Annotated in this window: 14 protein-coding genes; 8 read left to right on the forward strand and 6 right to left on the reverse strand. The window is 36.9% G+C overall.

Annotated features, from left to right (window positions below):
- Positions 1 to 75: 75 nt before the first annotated feature.
- Both M9949_08510 and M9949_08515 read right to left on the reverse strand, forming a co-directional pair.
- Positions 76 to 2,523 (reverse strand): penicillin acylase family protein, encoded by a 2,448-nt coding sequence (locus M9949_08510; protein ID MCO5251447.1) that lies wholly within the window; start codon positions 2,521 to 2,523, stop codon positions 76 to 78.
- Positions 2,524 to 2,527: 4 nt separating this feature from the next.
- Positions 2,528 to 3,514, reverse strand: a complete 987-nt coding sequence (locus M9949_08515) for an NAD(P)-dependent oxidoreductase (GenBank protein MCO5251448.1) — start codon at positions 3,512 to 3,514, stop codon at positions 2,528 to 2,530.
- A 143-nt stretch (positions 3,515 to 3,657) separates the two neighbouring features.
- Between M9949_08515 and M9949_08520 the strand changes: the two genes are divergently transcribed.
- The 4 genes from M9949_08520 to M9949_08535 all read left to right on the forward strand — a co-directional run bounded on the left by M9949_08520 (position 3,658) and on the right by M9949_08535 (position 11,753).
- Positions 3,658 to 6,156, forward strand: coding sequence for a sugar phosphate nucleotidyltransferase (locus M9949_08520; protein ID MCO5251449.1), 2,499 nt, complete (start codon positions 3,658 to 3,660; stop codon positions 6,154 to 6,156).
- A gap of 24 nt (positions 6,157 to 6,180) precedes the next feature.
- Positions 6,181 to 6,642: a PTS sugar transporter subunit IIA gene (locus tag M9949_08525; protein MCO5251450.1), complete on the forward strand. Its 462-nt coding sequence runs from the start codon at positions 6,181 to 6,183 to the stop codon at positions 6,640 to 6,642.
- Positions 6,643 to 6,898: 256 nt separating this feature from the next.
- The gene (locus M9949_08530; GenBank protein ID MCO5251451.1) at positions 6,899 to 10,504 is read left to right on the forward strand and encodes a multifunctional oxoglutarate decarboxylase/oxoglutarate dehydrogenase thiamine pyrophosphate-binding subunit/dihydrolipoyllysine-residue succinyltransferase subunit; all 3,606 of its coding nucleotides are present in this window, start codon (positions 6,899 to 6,901) and stop codon (positions 10,502 to 10,504) included.
- 106 nt (positions 10,505 to 10,610) lie between these two features.
- Positions 10,611 to 11,753, forward strand: coding sequence for a T9SS type A sorting domain-containing protein (locus M9949_08535; GenBank protein MCO5251452.1), 1,143 nt, complete (start codon positions 10,611 to 10,613; stop codon positions 11,751 to 11,753).
- A gap of 286 nt (positions 11,754 to 12,039) precedes the next feature.
- Here M9949_08535 and M9949_08540 read toward each other — a convergent pair whose 3' ends face one another.
- From M9949_08540 to prmA, 3 genes are all read right to left on the reverse strand, one after another.
- Complete coding sequence (locus tag M9949_08540; GenBank protein ID MCO5251453.1) at positions 12,040 to 12,777, reverse strand: hypothetical protein; 738 nt, start codon at positions 12,775 to 12,777, stop codon at positions 12,040 to 12,042.
- Between the two features lie 86 nt (positions 12,778 to 12,863).
- Positions 12,864 to 13,775: a rod shape-determining protein gene (locus tag M9949_08545; GenBank protein MCO5251454.1), complete on the reverse strand. Its 912-nt coding sequence runs from the start codon at positions 13,773 to 13,775 to the stop codon at positions 12,864 to 12,866.
- Between the two features lie 2 nt (positions 13,776 to 13,777).
- Complete coding sequence (gene prmA / locus M9949_08550; protein MCO5251455.1) at positions 13,778 to 14,620, reverse strand: 50S ribosomal protein L11 methyltransferase; 843 nt, start codon at positions 14,618 to 14,620, stop codon at positions 13,778 to 13,780.
- Between the two features lie 79 nt (positions 14,621 to 14,699).
- Between prmA and M9949_08555 the strand changes: the two genes are divergently transcribed.
- The 4 genes from M9949_08555 to M9949_08570 are packed head-to-tail and all read left to right on the forward strand — an operon-like array spanning position 14,700 to position 16,160.
- Complete coding sequence (locus tag M9949_08555) at positions 14,700 to 15,236, forward strand: HAD hydrolase family protein (protein MCO5251456.1); 537 nt, start codon at positions 14,700 to 14,702, stop codon at positions 15,234 to 15,236.
- Between the two features lie 8 nt (positions 15,237 to 15,244).
- Complete coding sequence (locus tag M9949_08560) at positions 15,245 to 15,670, forward strand: YtxH domain-containing protein (protein MCO5251457.1); 426 nt, start codon at positions 15,245 to 15,247, stop codon at positions 15,668 to 15,670.
- 14 nt (positions 15,671 to 15,684) lie between these two features.
- Complete coding sequence (locus M9949_08565) at positions 15,685 to 15,822, forward strand: hypothetical protein (GenBank protein MCO5251458.1); 138 nt, start codon at positions 15,685 to 15,687, stop codon at positions 15,820 to 15,822.
- Positions 15,819 to 16,160 carry a hypothetical protein gene (locus tag M9949_08570; protein MCO5251459.1) on the forward strand — a complete coding sequence of 114 codons (342 nt, stop codon included), beginning with the start codon at positions 15,819 to 15,821 and terminating at the stop codon, positions 16,158 to 16,160. The genes M9949_08565 and M9949_08570 overlap by 4 nt, the downstream gene beginning before the upstream one ends.
- A 71-nt stretch (positions 16,161 to 16,231) precedes the next feature.
- On the opposite strand, the gene M9949_08575 is transcribed toward M9949_08570, so the two are convergent.
- Complete coding sequence (locus tag M9949_08575) at positions 16,232 to 16,813, reverse strand: hypothetical protein (protein ID MCO5251460.1); 582 nt, start codon at positions 16,811 to 16,813, stop codon at positions 16,232 to 16,234.
- Positions 16,814 to 16,904: the final 91 nt, after the last annotated feature.

Consider the following 16,904-nt stretch of genomic DNA (forward strand, 5'->3'; position numbering starts at 1 on the left):
AATGCACGGCTCGTTGACATCTTTTAATTTCCTATTTCGGGAAGAGGAAGATAAATTTTCCTCTAAAAAATAGCTTTATCGCTCGGGTGAAATGCTTACTGCAAGTCTGTAATTTTCAGCTGGAGAACTCCCAAAAGGTATTTTCAAGTAGCCACCGTTAAGCCATATTCTAACTTGGTCACTAAAATTTGGTGATGCCGGGTCGCCGGAAGCACCTCCGGGCACGACAGTGAAAATGAAATCTTCGTTCATATCAGCTATAAAACGCATGGAAGCACCAATTACCATGGCATACGGGTTTGTAAAATTCCATTCGGTATTATTTACAGTTGTGTTATTACCACTCATTTCAAATGGACCTAAAGTTACCGAGGGTGATAGAAATTTTTGGCGGCTGAACACATGATTGATATTTAATTGGTGTATGTTGCCGTATTTCCAATCATTTATCTTGCCTGAGTTGAAGTGTTTTATCAGATGATTTATACTAGCTCTGTAAGTTTCAAATATGATATCATCAATTATTTCAGTTTCATTTGTTCTTAAGTTATCTATGAAAGTATCATATTTGGAATTAGTTAGGACGTCCATAACTAATCGTGTAGGAATGCTGCTTACGAAAGTAAATTTATTGTACAGCAATGGACCAAAATCATCATGAAATATATTATAAATGAATTGGTTAGTATAAACATTGATGAAAGAACTCAAACCAATGTCGGTTAATATTATATAGTCCCAATCATTTAAACTATTCAGAACCCTAAGTTCATTTACTGTCATCAATGATGAGTATTTGTCCAAAATTGGTACTATAATATCCGACATTTTCTTGGCAAAATCCGAATAATAATCATTTTGCAAATATTGGGCTTCTCGCCAACCATGCTTATCTTCGAGAGTCAGAACTTCGTTTATTCTATTGATTCGAGATTCCGGCTCCCAATAATTTGAAATATAGTTCACATTTTCAATTTTCTCGTTTGCAGAAGCTATAAATTTAGCCTCTTTTGAACTTCGGGAAACTTTTTCGTTTTCAAGTCTATTAAATCCTTTCCATTGATAAGTATCAATCCATGCAGGATTCGGCAAATTGGGGTCGCAATCTTTACCACGGGCTGGGATGTCTGCCGCTGATTTCAATCCAATATTTCCGGCATTATCAGCATAATGAAAATTCAATCCCGGATTAGACCAATGATTGCAAGCTGATTTGAACTCATCATAATTGTCGGCTCGTGCTAATTTATAAAGCGTCAAAATTTCATCAGAAATGTTATTTCCAACCCATCTGAACGACATAGCATTTTGAACAAAGAAGCTTGTATCTGTTTTACCCGGCAAATTTAACAAAATGGAAGGGTCGCGATTGATATGAAAATCAGAAATTATAGGCGAAGTCTCCGTAAATCTCTGGTAATACACGTGTGGCTCTTTGTCTTTAACAAAAATTGTGTCAACGTGGAATCTGATTTTCTTCTTGTTTTCGCCAACATAATAATGTTCGTTTTCGATTCGTTCTACGAAATAATCGAAGTCGTCTGCCATGATATTGCTGATTCCCCACGCAATATTATCATTTCTGCCACTCATAAGCAAAGGAATTCCCGGCAGAGAAAGCCCTACAGCATTGATGCCCTTGGTTGTGAATTGCATTTGCAACCATCGCGCCGGAATTGTGAGTGGCAAATGGGCATCATTTGCCAGAATTGCACTTTGCGAAATTGAGTCCACATTTCTGAAAACCCAGCAATTGCTTCCCGATGATGAACCTACTATACCAACATCATTTCGAATTTTAGTAAGTTTGTCAGAGTAGAGGCTCAAATCTTGGTCAAAAGTTGTCGAAAAGATATTGCTGTCAATTTGCGTTGGCTTTGGTTTATCAAGTCCGGGAATTAACAATCTTGCTTTTTCATAACCGAATTTCGATGCAATTTCACCATATGCAGCATCAGCCCAAATTCCTAAAGATAGTTCAAAAGTCAGCACACGCCCAATAAGTATCGAATGATAGGGAAGCCATTCGTCCGGTTGGTATGCCAAAGCTCCAAATTCGAAAGGCATTTTGTTCCTATATTCGCTCATATAAAAGTTGACACCTTGGCTGTAGCGCTGCAGAACTGCTTTGGATTGCTCCGACATGTTGTCGTAACATTTTTGAGCAGTGCTGTCAATCATAAAGCATCTCAAAAATTTATCAACAAGTATAGATTCGTCCCCGAAAATTTCGGATAATCTCCCTTGAGAAAGACGCCTATAATAATCCATTTGCCAAAGCCTATCGGAAGCGTGGTAAAAGCCCATGGCGAAAAACAAATCGCTTTCGTTATCAGTGATTATATGTGGAATGCCATAATAATTTTTAAAAATTTTCACTTCTCCCGTGACTAAAGGAGTATCAAAATTTTCAAAATCTTTTGGCAAAGAAGCCTTAATCAAGCCGTCAGAAAATCGAATAACTGCTATTACAATGATTATAAATGCCAATCCTACAACCAATATAACCGGGATTCTATTCATTCAATCATAGCCATTTATTTTGTTTATACCAATTAACCGTCTCTTGAATAGCTTCCGGAATAGTATATTCGCATTTGAAACCGAGCTCGGTTTGAGCCTTGTTTGCAGAGCATATCCAAAACTCTTGAGTGAAATCAATCGCTTTATCACGGTTGAAAATTGGGGCTTGTTTTAAAAATCGACCAAACCATTCTGTGGTTGCACCCATCACCATTACAATACTGTCGGGAATTCTAATGTTGAAAAAGAACCTTTTCCCCAGAGCATCTTTAATAATTTTGATGAGTTCGTCCCAATTGTATATTTGATTATCGGCTAAAAAGTATGATTGCCCTATTGCTTTTTCAGATTCACCGGCTAAAATAGTACCACGAGCCAAATCCAATCCATATATAAGATTCAGATATTTTTTGTTCAAACCGATTAAAGTACCGAGCCCCATGTTAGCAGTCTTGAAAATCGAATATATCGCAGTATCGCGTGGACCGAAAACCGCCGGCGCTTTAATAATAGTCACAGGAATTTTATCCTTGTATGACAAAACAAGCTCTTCGCCTGCATGTTTGCTCTTAGCATACGCAGTCAATGGTTTGGGTATTGAAATCTCGTCCACCGGACAATCCAAAGATAGGGCAGGACCCGAAACGGTAAAGCTACTCATATACACGAATCGTTTCAAATTTGGGCTATATTTGATAACTTGGTCAATCAATTCTTTAGTTGCTAAGGCATTGCTTTTGTAAAATTCGTCATAATCACGAGCAAAAGTAGCACCGGCTATATGATACACTGCGTCAAGATTGCTGAAAATCTTTTCGGCATGATTGTCATCAATGGCAGGTAATTGTTCAATAATAAAATTTTTATCTTTCAGCCATCTCAAATTACTTGATTTTCTAACCGTGCAAACAACTTCATATCCTTTGTCCAATAGCATATCGGCAACATGACTCCCTATAAAACCCGTCGCTCCTGTCACAAGAACTTTCATTTTAGTCTATCCTTAATTTAATAAATACAAAAATAAGCATTAAAAAGATTACAGAATGTTCAAATTTTATTTGACGGGTCAGGATAAAAATATAAATTGCTTATAATCTTTTGACAAATTTTAATTTTTTGTTTGGAAATAATATGAATAAAGCAATTATTATGGCAGGTGGCTTTGGTACAAGGCTTCGACCATTAACGATGAGCATACCTAAACCTATGGTTCCAATTTTGAATAAACCTATGATGGACCATATAGTATCCTTACTAAAGAAGCATAATATCAATGATGTAGTATCACTGCTGTATTTTGAACCTGATAAAATCAAATCCTACTTTGGTAACGGCGAAGCGTCCGGTATAAACATGAATTATGTAATAGCTCAGGCTGATTACGGTACTGCCGGAGCAGTCAAAAATGCTTACGAGCTTGTCAAGGATAGATTTATAGTCATCAGTGGTGACGTTCTGACTGATTTCGATATCACTGCTGCACTTAACTTTCATGAAGAGAAGAAAGCGATAGCAACTGTTCTGCTAACGCGAGTACCGGCACCATTGCAATATGGAATAGTAATGACCGATAATGATGGCAAAATCACTCGTTTTTTAGAGAAACCATCTTGGGGGCAAGTCTTTTCAGATACTATCAACACAGGCATTTACATCTTCGAACCCGAAGCTTTGGACTTGATTCCCTACCGAGAGGATTTTGACTTCAGCAAAGACCTATTCCCGTTGATGTTGCAAAACGATATGCCACTATACGGATACATTGCAAGCGGATATTGGCGAGATGTGGGTAATTTGAACGAATATCAATCCGGTCAATTCGATGCATTGAAAGGCACCGTTAACCTCGAAGAGTCTAAAAAAATCATCAATAATTTATCAATTGGTCAAAATACATTTTTGCCAGATAGTGTATCATTAATCGGTAAAAATGTAATCGGCAATAATTCTCAATTTGGCGAAAACTGCGAGATTAAAGATTCTGTTATCGGCAATAATGTAATAATCGGCAACGGTGTAAGATTGAATGGTGTTACACTTTGGGACAATGTCGAAATAGGCGATTTCGCAGAACTAACCGACGATGTGGTTTGTAATAATACTAAGATTGGTGATTTTGCACTTATCGCTGAAAATGTATTTATAGCTGAAAATTGTCAAATCGGCAGTCATGCAAGGCTTTTTTCAAACATAAAACTTTGGCCCAACAAAATCGTTGAATCAGGTTCGCAATTATCACGTTCACTTGTGCAAGAAGAGAAATGGCAAAGGGAATTGTTTACCGATGCACGTATTTCGGGGCTTTCAAATATTGAAATCAATCCCGAATTTGGTGCTAAACTTGGCTCTGCTCTCGGGTGTACCTTTGGAAAAGGTACGACATTACTTGCAAGTCGCGAACCGGATTCCGTATCTCGAATTATGAAACGTTCGATTACTGCTGGCTTGTTATCAGTTGGTGTATATATTAATGATTTACAACAAATTTCGATTCCACAAAATAGACAGGAATTACGGATTGGGAAATATGCAGGCGGATTCCATGTCAGGCGTTCACCACGAAATCCCGACATTACTGACATTATAATATTCAATAAAGACGGTCGAGACATTTCGATTGACACAACTAAGAAGATTGAAAGATATTTCTTTGGCGAAGACATTGAAAGAGTAGCTGCAAGTGATGTTGGAGAGATTTACTTCCCGGAAAGAACAAATGAAATTTATTTCAGCAGGTACTTGTCATCTTTGGATATTGAAGCAATCAAAAGCCGCAAATTCAAATTACTAATGGATTATTCATTCGGTTTGGCATCTTCGATTTTCCCCGGGATTCTGGGCAAATTAAGTGCTGAAGTTTTATCATTGAATAATTATATTGATGGCTCACGTTTTCATCCCGACCCAAATGAAATTGAAGGTGATACAGACAATACCGGTAGAATCATGAGTTCATTGGGATACCAACTTGGATTTAGAATGCAGGGTGGTGCCGAAAAAATTTCTGTGATTGATGAACGTGGCATTTGGTACACACACATCAGATTGCTTACAATACTTACGAAACTATTTCTTGAAACAAACAAACAACGTCAACCGTATAAGATAGCAGTTTCAATTGTTGCTCCATCAGAGATTGAAATGATTGCAAAAGATTATGATGTCGAAGTTATACGTATTAAAAATTCGCACTCAGCAATGATGGAAGCGACCTTAGACGATAAAGTGCTGTTTGTTGGCGGAATTTATGGCGGATTTATATTCAGAGATTTTCTTTTTGCGTCTGATGGTATGTACACAGTGGGTAAAATGCTCGAAATGCTTGCCATAACTGATTTGACAACATCTCAGCTTGATGAAGTATTGCCGAGAAGGTTCCAATGTGGAATCAATGTGTCTGTTCCTTGGGAATTTAAGGGAACTGTTATGAGAAATGCAATGGAATTCTCGGATAAGTATAAACGTGAATTGGTTGATGGAGTAAAAATCTATGAAAACGGAGAATCAGTTTTGCTTATGCCGGATAAAGAAAAAGCTGCTTTCATCGTATATGGTGAAGGCGATACTGAATTAAAAGCTAGAAGAATCGCTGAAAAATATGCGAGTTTGATTAATAAATGGAAATCCTAAAGGTGAAAATCTCAGGTAAATAAAATGAAAATCAACGAAATTATAAATATTAAATCTATCGTATTAGACTTGGAAGTTGACAGCAAGGCTGATTTGCTTGCTAAAATGGTCGAATTTGCTTCATACAGCGGCAAAGTAAACGATGTCAACGCCGTTTTGAAAGCTGTTAATGAGCGTGAAAAAATCATGTCAACAGGTGTCGGGAAATCAATCGCTTTGCCACATGCTAAAACTCACAATGTTAGCGAGCCAGTCGGGTCTTTGGCAATTTTGAAAGAACCGCTTGACTACGATTCACTCGATGGCGAACCCATAAGAATAGTGTTTCTGCTCTTAGGTCAGGAAGCGAACGTAGGCTTTCATCTTCGGGTTTTGAGCAAAATTTCGAGGCTCATGAATAACGATAGCTTTAGATACCAACTGTTAGATTGTCGTTCATCCAAAGAAGTTCTCGACATTTTCAATAGCATGGAAGAAAATGACTAAATAAACAATTTTTGATTTTGAATTTTGGCAGCTGTCTAAATTATTGGACAGCTTTTTTTTTGAGTTGTGGTCTAAACAAGTGATTATTGACACATTTTTCAAACTTAATGCGACTAAATTAATCGAATATGTGAATCTTTTATGTCATAAATAAATTTTCCACTATTATTTCAAAAGTCGCATATTTACTCAAAATTAAGTATTGAATACATCGTTTCTATTTTTTATATTTGTTACATTTTTGGCATCTTTTGAGATGATAAATCTTAACTCTGCTTTTGAAGATGAATTGTATTTTAGTTTTTTAAAAGACCCTGATTCTGTCAGCAAGGAATGGAAAGAGTATTTCCAGAGTATTCACGGGAAATCAATTTATGTGATTGATGAAGGCAATAGACCAATTCCTTCGAGTAGTCGAGAAAATGTTGATATAAAAACTTCTGCTTGGAATCACGGCAATTCCGGTTTTAAAAAGAATGGTGGTTTCAATAAATCCGGCGGCGAACTTACTCCGCTGAATGAGATGGAGCAAAGCAATGCTTATCAAATGTTGGAAAGCTTGGAAGTTCCCACAGCTTCATCAACGAGAACCATTCCTGTCAAAGCATTAGACGAAAATAGAAGAATTATAAATCGTTACTTAGTCAAACTAAAGCGTGATAGGGTTTCCTTTACGCATTTATTGGCTTGGGCAACCATCAAAGCCTTAATGAAATTCCCAAATCTAAATGATACTTTCGAGGTAATTGACGGAAAGCCTTACCGCGTAAAACGAAGTGCCATTAATGTTGGTTTGGCAATTGATGTCATTGCAAAAGATGGTGTAAGATTGCTTGTTATCCCAAATATCAAAAACGTTCAAGATATGAAGTTTGATGATTATATCGAAGAATTTAATAACTTGATTGAAAGGGCGCGAGCTAACAAATTGGAATACAACGATTTTGTGGATACCACTTTCACTTTGACTAATCCGGGTATGATTGGGACAACATCATCGCAACCGAGATTATTCAAAGGGCAGGGTGTGATTGTTTCCACCGGGTCAATTGATTACCCGACAGAATTACAAGCTGTTCGCCCGGAAGTGCTGACTACTCTTGCGGTTTCCAAAGTTGTCAATATCACTAATACTTATGACCATAGGATAATTCAAGGTGCAGAATCTGCGGAATTTTTGGCTCAAATCAACAAATTATTCCTTGGTGAAGAGCAGTTCTATGACCAGATGTTCTATAGTCTGAAAATTCCATTTGAGCCGATTAAATGGGCAAAAGACAGTTCTAACGGAAAATTCAGCTTTTTCAATGTCGAAAATGAAGTTGAAAAGGGTGCTCACGTAATTCAGATGTTGAATGCTTACCGAGTTCGTGGGCATTTGCTTGCTTCCGTCAATCCATTGGGGCTTCAAACATATTACTATCCCGAGTTAGACCCCGCATATTATGGATTCACTATTTGGGACCTTGATAGGGTTTTCCATGCAGACGACAATTGGGACGAAAATAATTTACCGCTCCGTGATATAATCGAAATTTTGCGAGAGACTTATTGTGGCTCGACAGGAATTGAATTTATGCACATCCAAAGTCCCGAAAAGAAAGATTGGATAAAGCGAAGATTGGAAACTACACGCAATACAATCGAATACTCCCAAGACGAGAAAATCGGTATAATGCATAAATTGATTGATGCTGAAGTTTTCGAAAATTATTTACATACAAAGTTTGTAGGTAGCAAGAGATTTTCAATCGAAGGCGGCGAAGCTGTTATAGTTATGCTTGATAAAATTTTCGAAGCCGCCGCAGAAGCAGAATTAAGCACAGTTGTGTTGGGTATGGCACATCGGGGCAGACTCAACGTGCTTGTAAATAATATCGGCAAAAAATACAACAAAATTTTTAATGAATTTGAAGGAATTATTGACCCTAAATCTTACCAAGGTTCGGGCGATGTCAAATATCATTTGGGTTCTAAAGGAACTTATACAAGCGAAAATAACAAATCAATCAAAGTCATTCTATCTCCGAATCCATCGCATCTCGAATTAGTTGACCCGGTCATTGAAGGCATGGCTCGCGCACTCGAAAATGAAATAGGGGACAGGTCATACTCCAAAGTATTGCCTGTGCTCGTTCATGGAGACGCCGCTTTTGCCGGACAAGGAATTGTAGCCGAGACTTTGAATATGTCCGAATTAGATGGTTACAAAACCGGTGGTACAATTCATGTGATTATCAATAATCAAATTGGATTCACAACAACGATAGATTCAGCAAGGTCGAGTATTTATGCAACCGATATTGCTAAAATGATTCAAACTCCAATAATTCATGTTAATGGCAATGACCCCGAAGCAGTAAGTTCAGCTGCAAAATTCGCCTTTGAATACAGGAGTAAATTCCGTTCTGATGTGATTATTGATATTTTATGCTACAGAAAATACGGACACAACGAAGCCGACGAGCCAAGCTACACACAACCTTTGCTCTACAAAAAAATCAAATCTATGCAGAATGTTGCCAAACTTTATGAGCAACAACTTATACATGAAAATGTTGTCTCACGTGAGCAAATCAACGAGTACTACGACCAATTGAAAGAAAAACTCGATTCAGCTTATGCAAACCGCAAGGACATTGCTCTCAGTAGTTCTCTACAGTTATTGAATAAACAAGAAACGATTTTCGATGATTTTGACAGCAAAGTATCTGAGGAAATTATAAATGAAATAACTCATGCTTTGACAAATGTCCCCGAAGGATTTAAAATTAATCCAAAGTTGGCTACTTTATTGCAAAAACGTGCCGATATGGTCAATGCCGATAAGCCGCAAATAGATTGGGCAATGGCTGAGTTACTGGCATTTGGTTCGCTGCTCCTCGAAGGGAAAGAGGTCAGATTTTCGGGGCAAGATTCAAGACGCGGCACTTTCAGCCAACGTCACGCTGTGTTGACTGATATGATTACCGAAATTGATTACGTATCGCTTAATCACATAAGAAAGCAACAAAGTGTTCTACGAATATTCGATAGTCCTTTATCGGAAGTAGCTGTCTTAGGATTTGAATACGGTTACAGTGTTATTTCTGCGAATGGGTTAACATTATGGGAAGCACAATTTGGTGATTTTGCAAATAATGCGCAAACCATTGTTGACCAATATATGGCATGTGGTGAAGTAAAATGGGGGCAAACCTCGAATTTGGTCATGTTGTTGCCTCATGGCTATGACGGACAAGGCTCAGAACATTCGAGCGCCAGATTGGAGCGCTATCTGCAGCTATGTGCTGAATATAATTTGATAGTGGGGAATTTCACCACTCCTTCAAACTATTTCCACGCTTTACGTCGCCAAACATTGACACCATACAAAATGCCGATGATATTGATGACACCAAAGGGCATGCTAAGACATCCACTAAAAGTAGCATCAATGGACGACCTGACAAAAGGCAAATTTGTTCATATCATTGACGACAACTTAATTGAAAAAAGTCAAGTCCGAAAAGTTTTGCTTTGTACAGGTAAAATTTATTTTGACATTGAAACTGAAAGACGTAAACGAAATATCAGCGATATTGCGATAGTTCGGATTGAGCAACTCTATCCATTCCATCAAGTATTATTCAATGAAATCATTGCCTCATTCAAAAATGCCAAAGACATTTGTTGGGTGCAAGAAGAACCCAAAAACATGGGTGCTTGGAACTATCTGCATCAGATTTTTATCGAAAGCGATTCGCTGTCATCTGCAAAAGTCAAGTACATTGGCAGAAAAGCCAGCGCTGCAACCGCTACAGGAATTCACCAAATTCACTTAGCCGAACAACACGAAATTGTAGAAACGGCTCTGAGCTAAGAAATACAGAAAATTTAAGAAGCTGTCCAATTGGGCAGCTTTTTTTTTAGGACGAGACAGTGCCGATAATTTAAATTGCATATCAGTAGGAAACAAAGGTAGTGGCATGGTAAATGCTCGAACAACCGACGGAGGTTATAATTGGTTCATTCAAACTGCTGATACACAAAAAGTTGTATACAACGATAAAGGACAAGTAGTAGAAGTAATTGGCACAAAATATAAAGGAGCACGTTGCTTAGACTATGTCACTCCGGATTTTGCCGTAATTGGTCATATTGAAGGTCAAATTACAATATCAAGAGATGGTGGTGATTCATGGGATTCACTCAGTTTAAATACAATTCAAGATATAAAAATTATTAGATTCGCAGACTCATTATCAGGAATTGCGCTTACAAACAATTTTATTTTTTTAACAACAGATGGTGGGGTCACTTGGGAAAATATTACAAGTAATCTTAATTATTCCGGTGCTATATATTTCCAATCAGCATTTATGAGAGATGATTTTATTTATGCAGGAGGATTTTTTTCATTGGATAAAGGGAATACTTGGACAAAAAGTAATCCAATATTGAATATTAACGGTATGCATGGTGTTAATTTTATAAATAATTACGAGGGTTGGTGTTCTGGGAGACGTCAGATTGTACCAAATCAATTTCAATATGTCGATGTTATTCTCCATACTACAAATTCGGGATTAGACTGGGTGACTCAATTGGATACAGTTTTAGAACCTCATTTTCCATTGACGGGTGATATATATTTTGCAAATAGTTCAGAAGGTTTGGCTTATGGTGAAGGTGGAAAGATATGGCGTACAAGTGATGGCGGTCAATATTGGGATTTAGATAAATCTTTTCCAATTGAACAAAGTGACCATTTTACAAAATTGGCTTTTCCTAATGGGAATTTAAACAAAATACTTGCAAATGTTTATTTTATTGGTGATATCTGGATGTTTACTGACCCAACATCTATAGAGGAAAATGTAATAGGTACAAATGATATGAGTATTTTCCCCAATCCCGCAAGCGAATATATTACAATTACGAAACCTTCCGAAGGTTTCGAACCTTCGGAAGTTTCCGGTGTTCAAATTTTCAATACTTTGGGTGAATGTGTTCTTAAGGAATCAATTCATCCGATGACTCCAAGTCATCGGATGAATGTAGAACATTTACCATCAGGCGTGTATTATCTGCGTATTGGTAGCAGGACGCAGATGTTTGTGAAGATGTGACAGATGAAGACTTCGGAAGTCTAATTTTCTAAAGTATATGAATGTAATAAGCTTCTTGAAGTTAATTATAAAGACTTCCGAAGTCTAACTCCAAATTTCTGAACTATGATTTGTTTGATTAAGATGATTTGTGTGATTTTCAATATTGAATTCATATTCATCATATCAATCACACAAATCTTATGAATCATAGTTCAGACAATAATCACAAAAATCATAGTTCAGACATAAAAAAAAGACTGACTCTTTGAAAGTCAGTCTTTTATTATAAAATTTCTAAGCAAGATTATTGATTGGGTTGTGCGTTAACATTTTCGGATAATGTGTTTGCTACACTGATTTTTGTGCCATCAGCAAAGTTGATTTCCGTTGGAACCCAGATTCTTCTCATTTGGTCCCATTGTGTGCGCAATGTCATGTCATTATTATTATTGGGGTCATGAACAAATGGATAAACGATGCGTCTTGTTTCGCCGGCTTTGATTGGCTGATTGCTCAATACCACAGGGATTTTGCCCATTATGAAGTTTTTGACGAGTTGGCGATTTTGAGTGTAAATTTGCAAAGCACCCTTGAAATCGACGATGTCTTTGTCCGAACGGTTTGTAAATTCAAATACAATCGAATTCAACTCTCTGTTGTTAACCGAATCTGCTTGTGGAGCTAATCCAACCAAAAGGAATTTATGGTTGAGCACTAATTCGGAACGAGTAGCAACGTTTGCCAAATTTGCAGACATCTGATTTCTCTCGTTTTCAATCTCGAATTCAATAACTTGGGCGAGAGTTTTCCCTACGAGCGAATCTACGCTTTTTGATAATAAGGTGGTCATCCCGGTTGATAGATATCTCATTTCATCAGCAGTGAGAAGTGGGTCTTTTCCCGCTTTAGTGATAATTTGGACCAAATTATCTTTAGTAATAGATTCGTTCAAAAGCGGTGATTTTTTTGCTTTTTGTTCGCATCCGGTAAAAATTACAAAAGCAATTGCAATGATTGTAAGCAATTTAATTGTAATACGCATGTTTAGACTCCAAATAGAATTTCAAAAATGTTTTATTAAGCTTACAAAAATAACTTATATTTTAGTTAATACAAAAATTCAATTTTTTAAAGCATTCCAAGCAAGTGTCCTTGGATAACTCCGTATCTCAATCCTTTGGCACTTACGACACATTCCGCGATTTTGAATTCTTCAAAAATTGTTCGCAAAATCAATGTGCCTGCGAGTATCAGGTTAGCCCTGCCCGGGCTAACGAGATGTTTGGTAGCGATTTCTTCGACTGTTGAGCCATAGTACAAATTAAAAAGCTCATTGAGCTTTTCAATTGTCAAATTGTAGTTGTCAATTTCTCTCACTTTATAATCATGTACTCTGCAAGCGGTAGCAGCGAGTGTAGTTGCAGTGCCTGCCACAGCATAGATTTGATCATATTTTGGAATTTCCGCTTTTACATCATCCAGCAAAGAGCGAATATAGCGGACTGTTTCATCAATTTGCGATTGAGTAGGAGGGTGGTTCATATTGAAAAATCTTTCGAAAATCCTGACTGCACCTATATCAAGACTTTGTTTAAACAAAATTTGTTTGTCTTTGCCGATGATAATTTCTGTACTGCCACCACCAATGTCAATCACCAGCGATGTTTTCGGGGAATTAACTGTACCAATAAAACTCAAAGTCGCTTCCTTTTTGCCATCAATAATGAACACCGGGTGTTGGAGTATGGATTCGAAAGACATTTTGACTTGAGCACTATTCTTAGCGTCTCGCATAGCGCTCGTTGCAACGGTAATTATGCTCTGTACATCGAACTTTTTGCAAACGTTGACACATTTTTGAAGAATTTTCTCGGCTCTCAGGATAGCTTGTTCGTTTATCAACCCTGTTTTGTCGGTATCTTCACCAAGTCTGGCGATTGCATACTCCTCGTGAAGAATTTTAATCTCATTATTTAGTGATATTTGAGCAACAAGCATCAAAATTGTGTTTGTACCAATATCAATCGAAGCTAATCTCATACTTATTCCGCTATAAATTGAAAAGCAACCCATTCATCGTCATACATTGTTTCATTCAGCTTGAAACCGGCTTTTAGAGCACTTTTGACAACGGTTTCTTCGTCATATTTCAATATCCCCGATACAAGCAAAATTCCTTTCCTTTGCTTTAGCGAATCATACATTTTGCTGAATGAATCTATAACTAAATGAAGGAACAAATTTGCAAAAATCCCGTCTGATTCTGGCAAATCAACTTTGTAAACATCTGCATTTTCCACTTTGATGTTAGACACACCATTCAAGACGATGTTTTCATTTATATTCAACGTTGACCATTCGTCATTATCGAATGCAAAAACTTCCTTAGCGCCAAGTTTAGAGGCTAAAATAGCTAATAATCCGGTGCCTGAACCTGCATCTATCCAAAAACTATCAGCTTGGACATATTTTAATGCTAATTGGGACATCATCTTAGTAGTAGAATGATGACCCGTACCGAATGACATCTGCGGATTAATAATAATTTTCATGTCTGCCTCAACTTCATTTGCTTTCCATTCGGGCGTAATAACGCAATTATCATCAATCCAAACAGGCTCAATCGAGTTCTCCCAATCTTCATTCCAATTTTTTTCTTCGATTTCGATTGTTTCAACAAATTTTGCCTTTGGATAGACTCCCTTGATAATTTCAAACAAATTAGCTAAGACTTCCTCATCGAATTTATGTGAATGAAAAGTAATTTTGAAAATATCATGGATGTGTTCAACACCCACAAAATCCATCTCGCAAATCAAGCCTAAAGCCAAATCATGAAGTTCTTCGGGGAACTCAAATACTACTACTTTATAAGTGTTCTTCAATTGCATATCCAATAATTGTGTGACATATACTTTAATAATAAGGTATCTCGTTAAATTCAAAAATATGTTTTTTAAGAATATGAGTGACATAAAAGTTACTGACGAACTAAATCACAAGCTGAACAAAATAAAGCTATTAGTGATGGATGTTGACGGAACACTGACAGATGGTACAATGTATTATTCCAAAAGTGGGGAAGAACTCAAGAAATTTTCAACACGAGACGGAATGGGAATAACATTACTACGAAAAAATGATATTGAGAGTGCAATCATAACAAGCGAATATTCGCAAATTTCGGAACAAAGAGCTATCAAATTACGTATTGAACATGTTGTACTTGGAAGTCGGAATAAAACCGAATCACTTTTAGAATTATCAAAAAAATTGAATCTAGAATTGAATGAAATCGCTTTCATTGGCGATGATATTAATGACGAGCATGTAATGAATATTGTAGGAGTCTCGGCTTGTCCGGCAGATGCAACTAAATCAATTCAACAAATTGCTGATTACATTTGCTCGTCCAATGGTGGAAATGGTGCAGTCAGAGAATTTGTAGAAGCTATTTTAAAATCACAAAATAAAACTATTTCATTAACAGAAAATTGGTAGGAGGATTTATGTCAGGTAACAATGATTCTGGAAATTTCACACGCGGATTTATAATCGGCGCAGTTGTCGGTGGCTTATCGGGAGCAATCGCTGCTCTATTGTTAGCACCAAAATCAGGCGAAGAACTTAGGAAGGATATCGCTGACCAATCGGTAGATTTCTACTCGAAAACAGCTGATTATTTCAAGACTATGGAAGGTAAAATCGAAGATGGTATCAACGAAGGCAAAAACAAAGCACAAGATATCATGGAAAGCGCTCGACACAAAGCAGAAGATATTTTGCACGATGCAGAAAGTGTACTGAAAGATGCACGTATGAAAGCGTCTAATGCGAAAGAACATATTCAGGACAGGATTGAAAATATTCGAGATGCGGCTAAAGCCGGTACGGATGCCTTCAAAACTGAAATGAAATCAATCGATAACAAATAATAAGTGGGATTATCATGGATGACGCGCTTAGAATCACAGGTTTGTTAGCAATTGTTTCATTCATAATTTTGTCTTGGGTCGGAATTGTTGTTGTAGTTAAATCAGGGAAACTCTTTGGGAATATGTCACTTACCTTGGATATCAAGAGATGATGTTGGTGATATGCGCTAAAGCAATCGTTTTATTTGATGATTTACATAGCATGAAATTTAGATTAGAACGTACTTTAGACGATTTTACCGAACTTAAAGAGCATATAACAGTTTCGCTTGGAAGTATAAATGATATGAGCGAACAGATAACAAAATCTGTCGATAACATCGAGAGACGTACTGATAAATTTATCAGTATTCTCGAACCAATTGAAAAAGTTGTTGGACAATTTGTTAATTCTATTTCGCCGACATTAAATTACACAGGTGGCGTGATAAACGCTTTTTCAAAAGCTATTTCTGCATTTTCAGGCAAGTTATTAAAGGGCAAAGGTTAAACTTTCCTGCAAAAAAAAAATGGGCTGACTCGTAAGTTACGATTCAGCCCTTTTTTTATAGCTTTTGCTTTTTACTTTTTTGCTAATTCTGCTTTTGTTGAGAAGACATACTTTTCAGCAGCTATCCAAACTCCAAACATGATGCCCGAATAGAGTAGGGTCGAAGCTAAAGTATATCTGAAAAATGGAAGTGCTTCAGCAAAACAATACAAAAATCCGGCTAAGGACTTCTCGTAAGGAGTGTTTGTAATATCCAAACCGAAAAGCCAAGAACCCATATTTGTCAGCAAAAAGAAAATCAGAGCACTTGCCAAGGATGTAAGTGTTACATTTTTGAAGTTAATAGTCTTTATTCCAACCATTCCCATGAAAGCAATTACTACAATTGCAAAGTAAACTATCAATGTGCTGTAATGAAATCCTGCATAATAACCCAACAAACTTTCGCTAAAGAAATGTAAAAGTACATCGCTCAAAAACATTACCGAAATAGGGATTAAGATAGCAAATTTTCTGTTAGAAGCAAAAATTGCTCCGGCAAATAATGCTAGCGCTGTTACCGGCTGAAAATTTGGGAAAACGGGAAAAAGTCTCGATAAAGCCATTACTAATATTAGCCCGATTGCAAAAAGCATTTTATTTTGCGTTGTCATAATTTTATACTCAATTTTAGTTAACAATACTATCAGATACAAAAATATTCAAAATAAGTCATAAACACAAATATTAAACTGAATAGGGTAG

Origin of the sequence: Candidatus Kapaibacterium sp. (assembly GCA_023957315.1) — a bacterium.
Classification (GTDB): domain Bacteria; phylum Bacteroidota; class Ignavibacteria; order Kapaibacteriales; family UBA2268; genus PGYU01.